The organism is Tolypothrix sp. PCC 7601, from assembly GCF_025677855.1.
In the GTDB taxonomy this organism is placed as follows: Bacteria; Cyanobacteriota; Cyanobacteriia; order Cyanobacteriales; family Nostocaceae; genus Aulosira; species Aulosira diplosiphon.
The window spans coordinates 2,363,052-2,379,666 of record NZ_CP064879.1 but is presented as its reverse complement, the minus strand read 5'-3'; the positions used below and the strand labels follow the sequence as shown (position 1 = coordinate 2,379,666).

14 protein-coding genes are annotated in these 16,615 nt (G+C 40.6%); 6 read left to right on the top strand and 8 right to left on the bottom strand.

Going from position 1 to position 16,615, the window contains the following annotated elements; translation table 11 throughout:
* Positions 1-10: 10 nt before the first annotated feature.
* On the bottom strand, positions 11-2,365 hold the full coding sequence (locus tag HG267_RS10020) for a ribonuclease R family protein (RefSeq protein WP_045869466.1): 2,355 nt from the start codon (positions 2,363-2,365) through the stop codon (positions 11-13).
* A 1,102-nt stretch (positions 2,366-3,467) separates the two neighbouring features.
* Between HG267_RS10020 and HG267_RS10015 the strand changes: the two genes are divergently transcribed.
* Complete coding sequence (locus HG267_RS10015) at positions 3,468-4,340, top strand: hypothetical protein (RefSeq protein WP_045869465.1); 873 nt, start codon at positions 3,468-3,470, stop codon at positions 4,338-4,340.
* Positions 4,341-4,506: 166 nt separating this feature from the next.
* Here the strand turns inward: HG267_RS10015 and clpP are convergent, their stop codons facing one another.
* The gene (gene clpP, locus HG267_RS10010; RefSeq protein ID WP_045869464.1) at positions 4,507-5,112 is read right to left on the bottom strand and encodes an ATP-dependent Clp endopeptidase proteolytic subunit ClpP; all 606 of its coding nucleotides are present in this window, start codon (positions 5,110-5,112) and stop codon (positions 4,507-4,509) included.
* A 661-nt stretch (positions 5,113-5,773) separates the two neighbouring features.
* On the opposite strand from clpP, the gene HG267_RS10005 reads away from it, so the two are divergent.
* The gene (locus HG267_RS10005) at positions 5,774-5,929 is read left to right on the top strand and encodes a hypothetical protein (RefSeq protein ID WP_168160956.1); all 156 of its coding nucleotides are present in this window, start codon (positions 5,774-5,776) and stop codon (positions 5,927-5,929) included.
* A 330-nt stretch (positions 5,930-6,259) separates the two neighbouring features.
* On the opposite strand, the gene HG267_RS10000 is transcribed toward HG267_RS10005, so the two are convergent.
* Together HG267_RS10000 and HG267_RS09995 are read right to left on the bottom strand one after the other, a co-directional pair.
* Positions 6,260-6,706, bottom strand: coding sequence for a hypothetical protein (locus HG267_RS10000; RefSeq protein ID WP_045869463.1), 447 nt, complete (start codon positions 6,704-6,706; stop codon positions 6,260-6,262).
* A gap of 17 nt (positions 6,707-6,723) precedes the next feature.
* Positions 6,724-7,332 (bottom strand): hypothetical protein, encoded by a 609-nt coding sequence (locus tag HG267_RS09995; protein ID WP_045869462.1) that lies wholly within the window; start codon positions 7,330-7,332, stop codon positions 6,724-6,726.
* Between the two features lie 181 nt (positions 7,333-7,513).
* Here HG267_RS09995 and HG267_RS09990 point away from each other — a divergent pair, with 181 nt between their 5' ends.
* The 4 genes from HG267_RS09990 to HG267_RS09975 all read left to right on the top strand — a co-directional run bounded on the left by HG267_RS09990 (position 7,514) and on the right by HG267_RS09975 (position 11,972).
* On the top strand, positions 7,514-9,592 hold the full coding sequence (locus tag HG267_RS09990) for a thioredoxin domain-containing protein (RefSeq protein ID WP_045869461.1): 2,079 nt from the start codon (positions 7,514-7,516) through the stop codon (positions 9,590-9,592).
* Positions 9,593-9,595: 3 nt separating this feature from the next.
* A complete protein-coding gene (locus HG267_RS09985) occupies positions 9,596-9,739 on the top strand; it encodes a hypothetical protein (RefSeq protein ID WP_210403078.1) in 144 nt (47 codons plus the stop codon).
* A 37-nt stretch (positions 9,740-9,776) separates the two neighbouring features.
* Entirely contained in the window at positions 9,777-10,457 is a 681-nt protein-coding gene (locus tag HG267_RS09980) for a molybdenum cofactor guanylyltransferase (protein ID WP_045869460.1), read from the top strand.
* A 615-nt stretch (positions 10,458-11,072) separates the two neighbouring features.
* Entirely contained in the window at positions 11,073-11,972 is a 900-nt protein-coding gene (locus HG267_RS09975) for an ABC transporter substrate-binding protein (protein ID WP_045869691.1), read from the top strand.
* A 44-nt stretch (positions 11,973-12,016) separates the two neighbouring features.
* On the opposite strand, the gene HG267_RS09970 is transcribed toward HG267_RS09975, so the two are convergent.
* The 4 genes from HG267_RS09970 to HG267_RS09955 all read right to left on the bottom strand — a co-directional run bounded on the left by HG267_RS09970 (position 12,017) and on the right by HG267_RS09955 (position 15,848).
* Positions 12,017-12,964, bottom strand: a complete 948-nt coding sequence (locus HG267_RS09970) for an FTR1 family protein (RefSeq protein WP_045869459.1) — start codon at positions 12,962-12,964, stop codon at positions 12,017-12,019.
* A gap of 111 nt (positions 12,965-13,075) precedes the next feature.
* Positions 13,076-13,510, bottom strand: a complete 435-nt coding sequence (locus HG267_RS09965; protein ID WP_045869458.1) for a bacterioferritin — start codon at positions 13,508-13,510, stop codon at positions 13,076-13,078.
* A 174-nt stretch (positions 13,511-13,684) separates the two neighbouring features.
* Positions 13,685-14,725, bottom strand: a complete 1,041-nt coding sequence (locus tag HG267_RS09960; RefSeq protein ID WP_045869457.1) for a ComEA family DNA-binding protein — start codon at positions 14,723-14,725, stop codon at positions 13,685-13,687.
* Between the two features lie 133 nt (positions 14,726-14,858).
* Positions 14,859-15,848 (bottom strand): multicopper oxidase domain-containing protein, encoded by a 990-nt coding sequence (locus tag HG267_RS09955; RefSeq protein ID WP_045869456.1) that lies wholly within the window; start codon positions 15,846-15,848, stop codon positions 14,859-14,861.
* Positions 15,849-16,615: the final 767 nt, after the last annotated feature.

The following is a 16,615-nucleotide window of genomic DNA, read 5'->3' as shown; positions in this document are numbered from 1 at the left end:
TTAAAATTATTTACTCATCCTCTCCGTAAGGGTCTAAGTCATCGGGATCGAGATGGTTTGATAAATAAATGTCTGATAAATCCTCATTTGGAACACTGACATCTAAGCCTTTGGCTACACCATCACTACCAACTGTGACTAAATCAATTTGCTGACGGTAATAATCGACACTCTTGACTTGTACAGAGACGCGATCGCCTAATCTGTAAGAAGCACGATTTTTGCGTCCAAACAAAGCTTGTTGTCTGGCGCGGTATTCGTACCAGTCGTCTTTGAGGGAACTAACATGTACTAATCCCTCAACGCGCAGTGGTATACCTAAATGACCGCTAGCTGCAACTTCCGCTGCGGGAACTTCGATTTCTACAAAGAAACCGTAAGACTGCACACCAGTAATTACGCCCTGAAAAACTTGACCGATGCGTTGTTTCATCAGTTGGGCTTTTTGCAGTCCAGCTAAATCTGCTTCGGCTTCTTGAACTTCTTTTTCTCTGTCGTTAATTTGGATAATGACCCGCGTTAAATCGCTTTGCAGTTCTTGTTGTAATTCTGGGGGTAAAACATTCCAATTAATTTCTATATGAGAAGAAGAGTGACGCAGGTTGATACGTTCTTTCACCCGAGTATTGCGGCGATCGCGCCCGTGTTCCAGCAACGAATAATACACTCGCTGTAACAGCAAATCGGGGTATCGTCGCAAGGGGGCTGTAAAGTGGAGATATTGCGGTAAAGCCAAGCCAAAGTGGGGCCCTTTGGTAGTAGTGTAACTCGATGGCTTCAGGGTATCTTGCAACAAGTAGGTCAAAACTTGCTCCGATGCAGATTCCACAAAAGCCCTAGTTAAATGTTGATAATCTAGGGGCTGGATATCTACTTCTGGTTCTAGCGCCAGTTCCACACCCAAATTAATCGCCAATTTCAGCATTTCTTGGACATCTTCAGCATCCGGTGTACCTTGGACGCGCCAAATCGCGGGTACTCCCAGGGCGCTAAAGTGAGTAGCTGTTAGTTGATTGACCAACAGTACCAACTCGGTTAACAGCGAATGTACAGGTAAATCATTGACTACCACAGCACCCAAAATTCCCTCATCGTAGTAGGGATTTTGATTAGGCGGCAAATTTAACTGTAAGCTACCGCGAGCCAAACGCACCTGTTTCACCGCTTTCCGTAACGCTTCTAGGTCTTGTAGAGTTTGGACAACCTGCTCAGATTGCTTGTGAGAATCACCATTGAGAACGGCTTCGGCTTGTTGTTTATTCAGGGCGGTATCTACCTGAATCACGCTGGGTTGAATTTCCCAGTCTATGACTTCGCCGGATTTGGGGTCGATATTAATTAAAAATGATAGGGTTAAGCGATCGCTTCCCGCGACTAAAGAACAGCGATCAGCCACCGCATCTGGGAACATCGGTAGTACTAATTCTCCCAGATACACAGACCGCCCGCGCCTCAGGGCTTCCCGGTCGAGTGCTTCATCTGGCTGAACATAGTGAGATACATCGCTAATATGTACCCCCAAACGCCAAGCACCATTAGCGGTTTTTTCCAAACTAAAGGCATTTTCTACGACTTTGGGATCTCCATTAGCGCCTGCGATCGTCAGGGTAAACAAACTGCGTAAATCTAGCCGATTTTTCAAGTCGGCTTTTAATAGTCTTTTTGGTAACTTGGTAGCAGCTTCGGCTACTGTCTCAGAGAAATTACGGGCTAAATCATGTTTACAAGTAACCAAATCGATATCAGCCGCCGCTTCTGCATCACTTCCCAAGATTTGCACCACCCGACCCAGTGGCGGATATTGTGCTAAGGGGTAACGTAGTACTTCTACATGGGCTAGGTGATCGAGGGCCTCTTCTAATTTCATGCCGTTTGTTTGCAGTTTCAATTCAAACAGCAAGCGATCATCAAGAGGAACTGCGCGAAAGCCGCTTTCTACTTGCTTAATCCGGGCCAGTAAAGTGTGATTTGAGCGTTCGAGAATCAGCTTCACCTCGCCTTCTGGGGAGCGACGACGGCTACCTTCTTTGAGGACTCTGACCAAAACGCGATCGCCATTCCACGCATTACTGAGATGGCTTTCACGAATGTAAATATCCTCAGCGCCTTCTACATCTTGAATTGCGAAGCAAAAACCCTTACTAGAACAGCGGAGTTTGGCTTCAATCAACCCTTCTTCAGTCACCCGGCGATATTTGCCCCGTTCTTTGACTAAAATTCCGATTTTTTCTAAGATGTCTAGAGCAATGTGAAGTTTTTGTAAACTATTTTCATCCTCGCAGCCAAGTTTCTTTTCCAAAACTTTACGAGCTACCAATTTATCATCGGTGAAATTGGCAAGGAGTGTAGCGATTGAAAATTCCATGCAGTGAACCGACCTTTGGTCAAAACATCATTTTTCTTTTAATCTGTTGTTTCCTGTATACCCTCACGGACTACAGATACGAGCTAGAAACTAAATACCCGCAAGCAGGGATTCTGAAGTTCCAAGGGAAGGAGCCGACTCACCCTGCGAAAAGGCGCAGAAGTGACTACATTCTCACTGCACGACAATCTCAGAATTCGTCTGCGGTTGAGTTCCTTCATCCAGCCCAACGGACAAAGCACGCCTGATCGGATTTTGCCCCATGAGGTAGTTACGCGACCGGTTTTTGAGATGCTTGGTTGTGAGAACTCTCCATGCTGCTCAAAAACGCTATGCAGGGGAACAGGTGTTTAATTGTCTAGACTGAAGGTACTTTTACAGCATGAGAATCTGATTTTTACCTAGGAGAAACTGCCGATAAACCCAATTTTCCCACATGTAGAATCGGTAACAATTAGGTAAGCAGCTTAAGATACAGTGAGGGCGAACCTTATCTTCATTATTGTAGATTTAGAGCGCACTTCCAGAAAATAGTTCTGCATATCGAATTGGGTAATTAGTATAGCATTGAAGGCGATCCTACTCAGATTTTGCTATCAGTAGCTTAAAATTTTCTCGCAAAAGAGCTACTGCGACAATCAAGGCCCAGGAGTCAGGTGCCAATACTACTTTGATCCATAAGCATATGGCAAAGTACGCGATCGCCAGCTTTTCACTCCAGACTAATGAGTTGATAAGTTTTGTGGAAAGAAGATGTCGATTTGCGATCGCTCAGTACGTAGTCAGCACTTAAGCCTGAGATATTTCTCATCGACTAACTACATATTTCTGAAGATTTTTTGAGTGCAATACTAGTACAGTAGCCAGAAATAAAGCTACTATTCAAAATAGGCAAAAGCTTATTTAATCAGCTTTTTGACTTTTTAATGCCTAATAGTGACACTAGTACATTACTGGAGAAATCAACAGAGCATCTGACAAAGTCTCATCAATTCAAAATACAATTCTTGTGACTTTTACTCACTCTTTAGCGGTACTAGCTTGTATACATAGGTAGTATCAACCCCCTTTATTCAACAGTCTTAAAATTGGTGGCATTATGATGTTGGCTCAATTCCAGAGCTTGTATCCCAAAGGTAGTATTATTTCTGAGTTAGTGCAAATTTTTCAAGGAAAATATATTGTCCGTGTTAGTGTCCAAATCGAAGGCGTAACCCGCACGACTGGTTTAGCCGCAGCAGAAACCATCGAAGCCGCCGAAGATAATGCCAGAAATCGGGCATTAATGGTTTTAGGGACAGAAAACGCGCCTCAGGAAACGGTGGTAACTGCTCCACCTCCCGCATCGCCGTTGCCAGATCATCCTGACTTGAACAAAGCTAGTAAGTTTAATGAGTCGCCTTATTCTCCTAGCAAAGAACCAGACTTTGGCAGTAGTCAGTGGTCAGTACCCAGTAGCAAAGAAGTATCAATACTGGCTGATCATGGACAGCATAACCAACCAGATAAACTTACCACTGACATTCGCAGCGCTAGTAAATCCGATACTTACAGCCCAGAATTCGGTCAACCTTTACCGATAAATACTGAGTTAGAAGCCCAGTTTGATACCCCAGGCGATTTAGACATTACATCTAGCAACGAGCCAGAAATTTTACCTTTACCAGACATTACCCCTAGTAATGTGAAACCCTTTACCCCTCGCAGTTACAGTTCCTCTGAAGATGTGGGAACGCCGACAGTAACAACAGGGAAGAAAAGGAAGAAAAGTGAACCCGTAGATTTATCTGATGTGATTGCCAAAACTGATGTCGAACTTCAGCGCTTAGGCTGGACACCAGAACAAGGAAGGGAGCATTTAATTAAAACCTATGGTAAGCGCGGGCGGACTTTGCTGACTGAAGATGAATTGCACGGATTTCTCCAATACTTAGAATCTCAACCCACACCAAAAGATCCGTTAATGGGATTTTGATGGGTTTGTCATTTGTCTTTTGTCCTTTGTTATTAATAAATACCCCCCTTAACTTTCCTTCCTGAGTGGTGAAGAGGTTTGAAGGGGGGTTTTGATTAATGGGATCACCGAAGGTACATCACCACTAGTCAATTACAACAAATGACTAATGACCAATGATCAATGACTAAACAACAGCCATTGGACGGCTACCTGCGGAATGACGGTCAATAACCTGGTCAATTAAACCATAGTCTCTCGCTTCCTCTGGGGACATAAAGAAGTCGCGTTCAGTATCTTCCGCAATGCGCTCAAGTGGTTGACCTGTATGTTCGGCTAAATAATCGTTTAGCCGTCGCTTGTGATATAAAATTTCCCGCGCTTGAATTTCAATATCAGTTGCTTGACCCTGCGCGCCACCTAAAGGTTGATGAATCATAATCCGAGAATGGGGTAGACTCATCCGCTTACCCTTAGTACCTGCACTGAGCAGAAAAGCGCCCATGCTGGCAGCTAATCCGGTACAAATGGTACAGACATCAGGGCGAATATGCTTCATAGTATCAAAAATGCCCATACCAGCAGTTACCGAACCGCCTGGAGAGTTGATGTACAAATAAATATCTTTCTCCGGGTCTTCAGCATCTAAAAACAGTAGTTGGGCAACAATCAAGTTCGCTATGGAGTTATCAACCTGTTGTCCTAAAAAGATAATCCGTTCACGCAATAGACGTGAGTAGATATCAAAGGCGCGTTCGCCGCGACCCGATTGTTCAATGACTATAGGAATCATGCAGCCTACTTGTAGCTATTTAAATCCATTTTATCGAGCGCAACGGCTAATTGTTGGGATTTGGGGTTTGTCATTTGTCATTTGTTATTTGTCATTTGGTAATTGGTAATTGGTAATTGGTAATAGGGGTTTGTCATTTGTCATTTGTACCCCTCATCTCCCAGTCCCCAATCCCTAATCCCCAGCCCCCAATCCCTAGTCCCTTCTACCGGGCACTTTTTTTCACGGTATGAGTCTGAATACTTATCCCGTAATCACGCTCACCAACCCTAAAATATCAGGGTGTGCTGCAAAACCTTTGTAGCATGGTGTTCGCAGTCATCAACACTTCCACCTAGTTGGTGGTTTTTTGTCAGGTGTTGGTAACATTTTCAACTTTTTTTAATATTGCTATCGGCAATTATCCGGAATATTTACTAAATTCCGGTAATGCAATAGTACGGGGTGTAGTTAGAGTAACTAATTCTGTCGAGAAACGGATGCTGTTGGCGAAATATAACTTAATACTTTAAAGCCCCAAAAAACCTAATTTTTTCGTAGGTAAGTTTGGCAAAGGGAAACCCAAGATCTTTAGAAACGACGGGTTTCTCGTTAATTGCAGTGTTAAGAAATAATTCGCCAACAGTATCAGAAACGCTGTCCACCGAAAGGGAGACCTGCCATGCTGGAAAAACTTGTGCAAGCCGCCATTATCACTTTCATACTCCACCTAATAGCAGGAATTAACCCAAATACTAGAGTTGAGACAAAAGCAGCCATGCCTATGTCGGAAACACCAGCTTCAATTGTCAGCTTACTGTTTCCCTCTGGGCGCTAAGAAGATTTTGTGAATTACTACGTACTGGTTTCGCATTCTCTACACTTTTTGCTTCTTGACTTCAGTCACTACTATTACTGCTATGAAGTTACCCCTTTAACCAATCTCGCTAATGCTGGATATTGTTAAAGGGGTAATTTGTCTTTATCCATAATTTTTGGCTTTCGAGTGTAAGAGTGTTTTCCGATACAATTTCGCAATCATAATTCATAGAGCGATCGCACTACAATCCGCTTGCGCGATTTTGAGGATGAATGTTGCCCCTAGCTCGTAGAATTTTCTGGTTTCGGCACGATTACCTCGGCTGACATACTAAAATCACTAAAGCTATTATGAATCGGCTGCTATTATTCTCAGATTTATGTTTAAATCATAGTAAATCCCGTGTCCCGCATATAGAAAATCTATGGTTTCTATATACAATATTCTGTAAACAAGAAGCTTGATTTGCATTGACAAGACAGCAGGGCCAAATGGAACTAAATAAACTTTTTTCCAGGGTTTCGATTTAAGTTTTTTAGCAACTCCAATTAGTATTTGATTAAACTCTTTTTCCACAATTTCTTTAGAACTAAAATCAATATTTCCTCTAGAAGCCACATAAACTTCACCATGATTATGGTCAGGTGAATTGGGATGCACACCTTCATTAACTATAATTGTCAAAACATCTTGCTCTTCATTTTTATTAATAAGATTTACAATCTCTTTTTTGAAATTTTCATTTCCCAACTTTTGCAGACAATCTTTAACTAATTTCTCAATTTGTTCATCCATAATTGGATTTACTGACACTATTTTCGCTTTACCATTTTTTCAAAATAGATTTCACCGTAAGCATCGCGCTCTTTCTCTGTATAGTAATAACCCCTTTGTTCTTTATCAACTTTATCATCATCAATCTTTATATCTAGCCTTGTTACTCCATAATGTCTACTGATTACTCCTTGTGGTGATCTGTATTCAGAAAGATACTCATAGTTTAGATGAAAACAAGCAGGATCGACCATTTCAAATGCAGCCATAAGAGAAATGCTTTTAGCGTGTGGAGTTTCTAGTCGAATGCGAATATTAGAATAAGTTTGATATATCGTGATTGTAGCTGGAATTTTTTGTTGCGGTTGTTTAGAGCTAATAATATATCCATTCCATTTCCCACTCAAGTTAGGTATCTTAATGATTCCAGTTTTGTAAAATAGGCTCCATTTCCAAAGGAAGTGATCAAAAAGTAGGAAAAGTAAACCAAATATGGCTAAACTTGATGGTGCAATTAAGGGAATACTTATTAAATTTGATGCTTGGCTAACCCAACCTACAAGAACTGGACTTAAACCTCCACTCAAAAATGCTAGAGAGTAATAAATCTTTTTTCTGTCATGACTAATGACTGTATATTCGTGCATACCTATATCTAGAAATCAAACTGCCCAAACTTATAAAATCTGTGTGATTATTCTAACTTCTACTCTAGGTCGTCGGTATTGATAAACTCTGATTATGCTCAACCCCCTATTAATGTTGTTTTTTCACTCAGGCTTTGGAACGATAGACTGAGCAAAGAAGGCAACTCACTCCCATCTGCTCATGACTAATCGTCTTGTTGAAGCTAAGAGTCTCTATCTCCGCAAACACGCTGAGAACCCTATCGATTGGTGGCCTTGGTGTGATGACGCACTAGCAACTGCCAAGGAAAAGAATCTACCTATCTTTCTTTCAATTGGCTACTCTAGTTGTCACTGGTGTACTGTCATGGAAGGTGAGGCTTTTTCTGACCTAGCTATTGCTGAATATATGAATGCTAATTTCCTCCCCATCAAAGTAGATAGGGAAGAAAGACCGGATATCGACAGCATTTATATGCAAGCTTTGCAAATGATGAGTGGTCAGGGAGGATGGCCATTAAATGCATTTCTCTCTCCCGATGATTTGGTGCCGTTTTATGCTGGTACTTATTTTCCTTTAGAACCGCGTTATGGTCGTCCGGGGTTTTTGCAAGTTTTACAAGCAATTCGGCGCTACTACGATACAGAAAAAAATGATTTACAGCAACGCAAAGCTGTAATTACCGAAGCCCTCCTGACTTCGGCTGTGTTGCAAGATGGTACAGGTGGGGATGTTGCAGAAAATGAATTACTCCGCAAAGGTTGGGAAACTTGCACTGCAATAATTAGCCCTAACCCATCAGGGAATAGTTTCCCGATGATTCCCTATGGCGAATTAGCATTACGTTTAAATCGGTTAAATTTTCCATCGCGCTATGATGGCGCACAAGTTGTTACTCAGCGTGGGCTAGATTTATCGTTAGGCGGGATTTTTGACCATGTGGCTGGTGGTTTCCACCGTTATACTGTTGACCCTACATGGACAGTACCGCATTTTGAAAAGATGCTCTACGACAATGGTCAAATTGTGGAGTATTTAGCGAATTTATGGAGTGCAGGAGTAGAAGAACCAGCATTTGAGAGAGCGATCGCCAAAACTGTACAATGGCTCTCTAGGGAAATGACTGCTGCTGAAGGTTATTTCTACGCCGCCCAAGATGCTGATAGTTTCACCAACTCCACAGCAGTAGAGCCAGAGGAAGGCGCATTTTACGTTTGGAGTTACAGGGAACTAGAAGAACTACTTACAGATGAGGAACTCGCAGAATTACAACAAGAATTTACAGTTAGCGCTAATGGTAACTTTGAAGGGCAGATTGTGTTGCAAAGGCGACATCCAGGGAAACTGAGTGATACCTTAGAAATCTCTCTACATAAGTTATTTACTGCTAGATACGGCGTAAATGCTGAATCATTAGATACTTTCCCCCCTGCACGCAATAACCAAGAAGCCAAAACCACAAATTGGCCGGGACGCATTCCCTCAGTCACAGATACAAAGATGATTGTGGCTTGGAATAGCTTAATGATTTCTGGTTTAGCAAGGGCTGCGGGAGTATTTCAACAAGCATCATATTTGGAAATAGCAGCAAAAGCGGCAAACTTCATTCTGGTGCATCAGTTCGTTGATGGGCGTTTTCACCGACTGAATTATGACAATCAACCCCATCTGCTAGCGCAGTCTGAAGATTACGCGTTTTTTATTAAAGCGCTACTAGATTTACACCAAGCTTCTTTGGGGATGGGAAATGTATCTTCCCCCGCATTTTGGTTAGAAAAAGCGATCGCACTGCAAGATGAATTCAACGAATTTCTCTGGAGTGTAGAATTAGGCGGCTTCTACAACGCCGCAATTGATGCGAGTCAAGATTTAATTGTCCGCGAACGCAGTTATGCAGATAATGCTACACCCTCAGCCAACGGTATTGCGATCGCTAATCTTGTCCGTCTCACTTTACTTACTGATAATCTGGACTATCTAAATTTAGCCGAACAAGGTTTAAAAGCCTTTCGGAGTGTGATGAGTAGTGCTACTCAAGCTTGTCCCAGTTTATTTACAGCTTTAGATTGGTATCGAAATTCGACTTTGATTCGCACTACCAATACTGAACATATCAAGTCTTTAATTCCCAAGCATTTGCCTACAGTGGTGTTTGCAGCAGCATCAAATTTGCCAGACAACAGCATTGCCTTAGTTTGCCAAGGTTTGAAATGCCTTGCACCAGCAGAAAGCGTAGAACAAATGTGGCAACAAGTGCAGCAGAGTCAGAGTAGGGGATAGGGATTGGGGACTGGGGACTGGGGACTGGGGACTGGGGACTGGGGACTGGGGATGAGGGAGATGAGGGAGATGAGGGAGATGAGGGAGATGAGGGAGATGAGGGAGATGAGGGAGATGAGGGAGATGAGGGGGATGAGGGAGAGATAATAAATGTCTAATACAAAAAACCAAACAACAAACACCAATGCCCCATGCCCCATGCCCAAACACCAACTTAACAGCAATTGTGCTTGCGGGTGGTCAAAGTGCGCGGATGGGTGAAGATAAAGCTTTGCTCAAAATTCAAGGAATACCTTTGTTAGAGCGTGTTTGTACCATTGCTCAAGCTTGTGCTGATACCGTTTATATAGTTACTCCCTGGCCAGAACGCTATCAAAACTTGCTTCTCCCTGATTGTAAATTCATCCAAGAATCCCCCTCATCCCCAGTACCCAGTCCCCAGTACCCAGTCCCCAGTACCCAATCTCCAATCCCCAGTCCCCAGTCCCCAATCCCCAACCCTCAACCCCACGGCCCCTTAATCGGATTTGCTCAAGGACTAGCGCAGGTGCACACAGATTGGGTGTTGCTGCTGGCTTGCGATTTGCCCAGGTTAAGGGTTGAGGTGCTGCAAGAGTGGATAGCTAGATTAGATACTGTGGGGGATGATGCGATCGCAGCTTTGGCTCATCATGCTAAAGGATGGGAACCTCTTTGTGGTTTTTATCGCCAAAGATGTTTACCGCAACTCTTAGAGTTTATCAATCAAGGCGGGCGTTCATTTCAACAGTGGTTGAAGCAAAATTCTGTGCAAGTTTTGCCTTTGCTGGAACCAGAAATGCTGTTTAACTGTAATACTCCAGAAGATTTGTGGAAAGTTAACTAAATTACCATGTGCGTGATAGCTGCTTCTTTGTTCCCACACTCTTGATGAATGTGAAGTATAAAGTATAAAAATCTCTACCTTCTATAGCAGAAATCAAGACTTGATGAAGTATTTTTTTAAGTAAAATAATTTACTATAAACTATCTATGATTTCTAAATATTTGTTCTTGTATGAACAATATTTTAACTACTAATTAACCTATATTAAATATAGTATTTCTCAATAAACCTTGTATAGTTACTGGCGAGTAGCACTGTCACACCTGATTCAGGATTTTTGGCTAGTGTTATTACTCGTCTTTTTTTATTTAAACTAAAATGTATAATACATTACAGAAATCTTGATAAGATATTGCTTCCATCTATCTTAATTTATAAGATATATAATTTGCATCTATAGATTTAATTGAATTTTGCATAGTAAATGTAAAATTATTTACTAAGAATATAATTCTCATTAATTTAGGACTGACTCATACCAATTTGAAAAAAGAATGCGACAGATTGTAGGGGCTAGGCATTGCCTTGCCCTCTAGAATATTATTGATTGATCGCAAAGATTATTTGATTTGGTATAAGTTATTTAAACCCCAATATAATTACTCAGGATTCATAATGCTTCGTCGTTGGATATTATCTACTTTAGCAATTTTACTAAGTATCTTTTTGTTTGCTTGTAACTCTGCAAATATTCAGCAGCCATTGGATAAATCAACTGCTAACTCTAATTCTCAAGCGTTAGCAAAAGTATCAGCAAAAAGGGTTGTGGCGCTATCTTCATTATCTGCTGATATTATTTATCAACTTGATAAAACTAAATTAGTAGGTATTACTGGTAGCAAATTATTTAAAGATGACCCCAATTTTGCTAATATTCCCCGTGTGAGTGAAGGTCAAACTCCTCCTAATTTGGAAAAAATTATTGCCTTGCAACCAGATTTAGTAATTGGTGCAGAAGGATTTTCTAATCAGCCAATTGAGAAACTCAAGCAACTAGGAATTTCTACTATTCTTACTCAAGTTAATAGTTGGGAATCTCTAGAAAAATTGACACAGAAACTTGCTGAGTTAATTGATGTAGATTCTCAGCCTTTATTAAATCGCTACAAAAGCTTTTTAGCAGATAAACCAACTCATAATCCTTCAACTTTAGTGCTTGTTAGCCGTCAACCAATTTTAGCTCCAAATAAAAATAGTTGGGCTGGAGATTTACTTGCCAAATTTGATGCCAAAAACTTAGTTGCAGACTTTCAGGGTAAAAGTCCCATTGGCGGGTATGTGACGCTTTCGGCTGAAAAAGTATTGGAAGCAAATCCAGATGTTTTAATTGTTGTGAATAGTACAGACCCTCAGCTTTTAGAGTCTTTAAAAAAAGAAGCTTTTTGGCAGCAATTACAAGCCACTAAAAATAATCGAGTTTATAGTTTTGATTATTATGGTTTGGTGAATCCTGGGAGTATAGATGCAATTCAAAAGGCTTGTCAGAAACTCACACAAGTTTTATCTTCATCATGAATTATTGATGGTGCGTTACAAGTAGCGCTAACGCACCCGACTTTTTATTGTACAGAGCGCAAATTCTTAGTAGCTGGAGCAGAAGAATTACCTGTGATACTGCGGAAGTAAAGACCACCAACTGTCAACAAAAATGTTAAATAGCCTACTGCTTGCACAAGATAGAGATTGTCTCTATAGCCAAACAAAGACTTGAGAATAATGCCGGGGAATTGTTCATCGGGCAAGATTTTAGAAGTATTTAAAACCATTGGCCCTAAAATGCAAGAGTGAATTTTAGTAAAGCGTTCGTAATAAAAACAAAGGCTTTCTGTAGCGCGACTGCTGAGTGCTAAATTAGCAATGCCATCGTCAAAATGTTTCAATGCAGAAACTACTAATCCAGCAACTATCAAAACTAATAAAACGCCCATAACTTGGAAAAATTGGCGAATATTAATTTTGACACCCCATTTAAACAAGAGTACGCCAATCACTACTGCTGATAATAAGCCACCAAGGGCACCCAAGGCAGGCATAAATCCTTGTTGAAAATTAGCAGCAATAAATAAAACAGTTTCAAAACCTTCGCGAATTACAGCCACCAAAATTAATGTAAAAACACCCCAACCTGCATTTGAGTTTTGTGTTAGTGCTTCAGTAACAGCACCCTCAACGGTAGCTTTCATAAATCTGGCTTGTTTCGTCATCCAGATGAGCATCCAACTGAGCATGACTATTGCCAAAACACTAAAGGTGCCTTCCATTATTGGCTCAACTACCGAAGTATATTGAGGATTAATTGCGCCTAATATTTGAATTAACCAAGTAAAAATTACACCTATAAGCGCGCTTAAAACAACACCAACACCAACACCCGCATATACCCAAGAATTGAGTCGAGATTGTTTAGCTTTTTTCAACAAAGCCAGCACAATTCCCACTACGAGAGCAGCTTCTACTCCTTCTCTGAGCGTAATTACAAAAGTAGGTAAAGCAGTACTAAAATTCATTGTTTGTCCTTTGTCCTCTCTTACAAAGTTCTGATTGGAGGAAACCTCCGCTCAGACTTCGCGCTTTGTCATTAGTCCTTAGTAATACTAATGACTAATGACTAACGATAATTAACTGAAATCGCGTAACATTTTCTTCAATTCAAGATTATGCATCTCTTCTTGACCAATCATGCCACGGGCAAACTCTTCTAAATAAATGCTGGCATTTGTGACAGTATCTAAAAGAGCCTTATATAAATCTAGCGCTTTCTTTTCGTGGGATAAGCTTTCTGCCAAGATATCTTTGACTGAATGCTTGTAGGTTTCTTCCATTGGGGCGATTTTCAATGAAGGATGTCCATCTAAACCCGTCAGAATTTCTCCTACTTGTTGAGCATGAAGTAACGATTCACTAGCTTGTGCTTTGAAAAAAGCCACGATTGGTAAGCGATTAGGGCCAGTTACCATCAGGGAATAATGTGTATAACGCACTACTCCTGCTAGTTCAAATTCCATGATGGCATTGAGTAGATCAATGGTCTTTTTTTGGTCAAGTTCTTGCATCAGTTGTTAATTTCAGCAAAGGTTACGAATGTAGAGTAATGAGAAATAAGTTAGAAGTTATACTCTTCTGAAGTGTTAAAAGTTGAAACGAGCTTCACTTTTAACTTCTAAATATTTCCTCACTATTCACTCATTTTAAACTCGTCTATCTACATCTGTGATCCGGCAGAATTGCTATTGTTGTGCTTGGGTGCTAGTTTTGTCAATCACTATTTGCGAGTTTTGCTCAATGGTTTTGATTAGCTTGGTGACATCTTCCGGCGTTTTCACTGGGGTTGCTGGTGGGATGGCTGCGGGCCAAACTTTGACTAAGTCAGCAAAACTTGCTTCTATTGCCTTATTGGCTTCTGGGCTGGTTTGGGCTACCTGGCTAGCAATGCTTTTGTACAAGTCATCGGCGTAGACGACAAAGCCACGAGAATCTTGATATTCAATGGCTGCGGCTATTTTACCATTGGCGATCGCAGCTCCATATTCTGAGTTGGCTGCATCCAATAAGCCGTTAATTACCTGGAGTACGAATCCTGGCTTGGAACGTTGCGCTTCTGGTAAAGTTGCGATCGCGCCATCTACGGCTTGCACAGAAGTAGTAAAATCTGTTTTCAGTTTGGGATTCTTGGGATTAGATTTGACTAAATCTTGTAAACTCACCAAAGTAGTCTTAAATTCTTTAACCTTGCGTTCGTTTAATTGCTCTTCCACATCAACATAAATTTCCTCAACTGGATGTCCAATATGAGGTTCCGCCTGTTTGGGTTGATTTTGATCTAAAAGTTCTTTTGCTACTAACAGATGTCCCTTCATTAACCCTAATTTGGTCATGTAATCAACATCTTTCGGCTCACCTGTGAGTACGACTTCTTGCACAGTTACCATATCTTTGATTTGGTCAAACTGTTCTTGATTAATTACCTTTTTACTTACCAAATCCTCTGGAGTTGCATAGGGACGGCTGGCTTGAATTTTGTTTGATAACGCCGACACACCTAGCTTGGCTTCAAATTTATCTAACTCCGACAAGATAGCAGTGTTGATATTAATTTTTGCTTTACTACCATGATTGCTATGGCTTCCTGTTTCCGTCACTTGGGTAGTGGAGCTAGTTGCAACTGCTGCAGGTGCATTACTAGCAGTTGGCGTAGTATTATTACAAGAACTGAGAGAAACAATAGCACAAGCGGCAACGGCCAAACAGACATAGCGCAATTTAATCATTTTGGCTCCTAAAAAGTTTTTCAACCAATGATTTCATGAGTTCCAGGTATGATTAGGAACTATTGATATTCTTTGTTATTAGGTATGATTTTTATTCAATATTCCAAAACCCTGATGCCATCATTCAAGATTACTAAATCACTTCAAATACACCCATACAACCGTTTTCTGCGATCGCATCTTGATGGGGATGGAACATATACTTCCCTGGATAGCGAAATGCAAATTCTAAGATGTGCCTTTCCGCTACACCCATCGTGATCACATCAGCTTTCTCGCTAGGAGTCATCGTCATGCCAGTACGATAGACATTAAAGAAGTTGGCATGAAGATGAAATGTCACGGCTGGATCGTATTCAATGATGTTGAGGACATAAAGCCGAATTAACTGATCTTTGTAAATTCGGATGGGATTGTCCATGTAGTGGTGAGGCAAACCATTGAAAGCGTAATATTCATTCCGGCTATCATCATTAATGTCATACCCAGCCATGACCAACACAATTTCATCGGCTGGCGGACGGGGTTTTGGGGGATCGATGATAAACATCCCATATAATCCCTTAGCAATGTGACGAGTAACAGGCTCAATATGGCAGTGATATAAATGAACGCCGTAGGGTTCAGCATCAAATTCATAAATTGTCGCACTCCCATTACTCACAGGGCGAATACCATCCATATCTGATGAATGAACCCCATGAAAGTGTAAAGAGTGGGAATGTCCTGCCTTATTGAGAAATAATATCCGTACTCGTTCGCCTTGTTTGGCTCTTAGTGTTGGCCCTGGTATGTGACCGTTTAAATCCCAGATGTTATAGGAAACAGCACTATTAAGCTGAATGACAGAAGTACCTGCAGTTAACTGAAACTCTCGGATAGTGCGTCCATTTTCTTTTTTCAACGTCCCATAATCGAAATTTCTTAGCATCTTCATGGGCTGAGTAACGCCTTCAGATGCAGCAATTTCCAGGGGTGGCACTTTGACGATTGACTGACTATTGACACTCGTTGCGTGCCATAACGCTGCTGCTCCCGCCACACAAGTGCCACCTAAACCCAGCTTCAGTAACTGACGACGGCTCCAAAGTTGTTCTTTTGCCAAAGCTAAGTTGTTGGGCATGACATTAAATAACGGTTAGCGCTAGAATAGAATGTTGCAAAAGATTTGCAATTACTCTTGGTATATTAGAGTGATTAAGAATTATTGTCAATAAATTTATAAATATTTCCTGAGTGAGAATTGCCTCCACTTTTTGTGTGGATGTCAAGATTTTTTGACTTTTAGCTATAGATAAATAGGCGGTAGCAAAAACGCAAAATAGTTTGTGTCATACCAGTGAATTGCTATGCAGCACTCAATTAGCCAACATTAATAAGTTAAATTTTATTAATAAAAATCAAAATATATTTAGAAAATTATTTTTATAATTCCCCATGATTTTTAACTGATTAACTTCTCAAAAATTTGCTCACTAGGTATTATTAAATACTATGGCTGCGAAAAGTAGCAAATTTAGTGATGAGACAGAATTAAATCTCACTAATTTGTCTTATGAGAATTCTGGGCTATAAAGATAAATTTATTTTTAGCCTTCGGTTTTTCCCGTAGATAGATATCAAATTAATTTGCGTCTAAAAATAGATAAATATGAATATTCGTCAATTTACTAAAAGCCTAAACACTAGTCCTAGCAGCTAGTAACATTGCATTTTCGCTAATTTTACTATGTAATCTAAAAATAAAATTAATAAAAGTTGATATATTAAAAAATAAGTATATTATTTAACGCATATTTTATTGTCAATCTGTCGAAAGTATCAGGATAAAATCCCCCAATAGGGCATTGTAAAAAGGGTAAGTTTTCTGCTTTTTATTAATTTAATGCC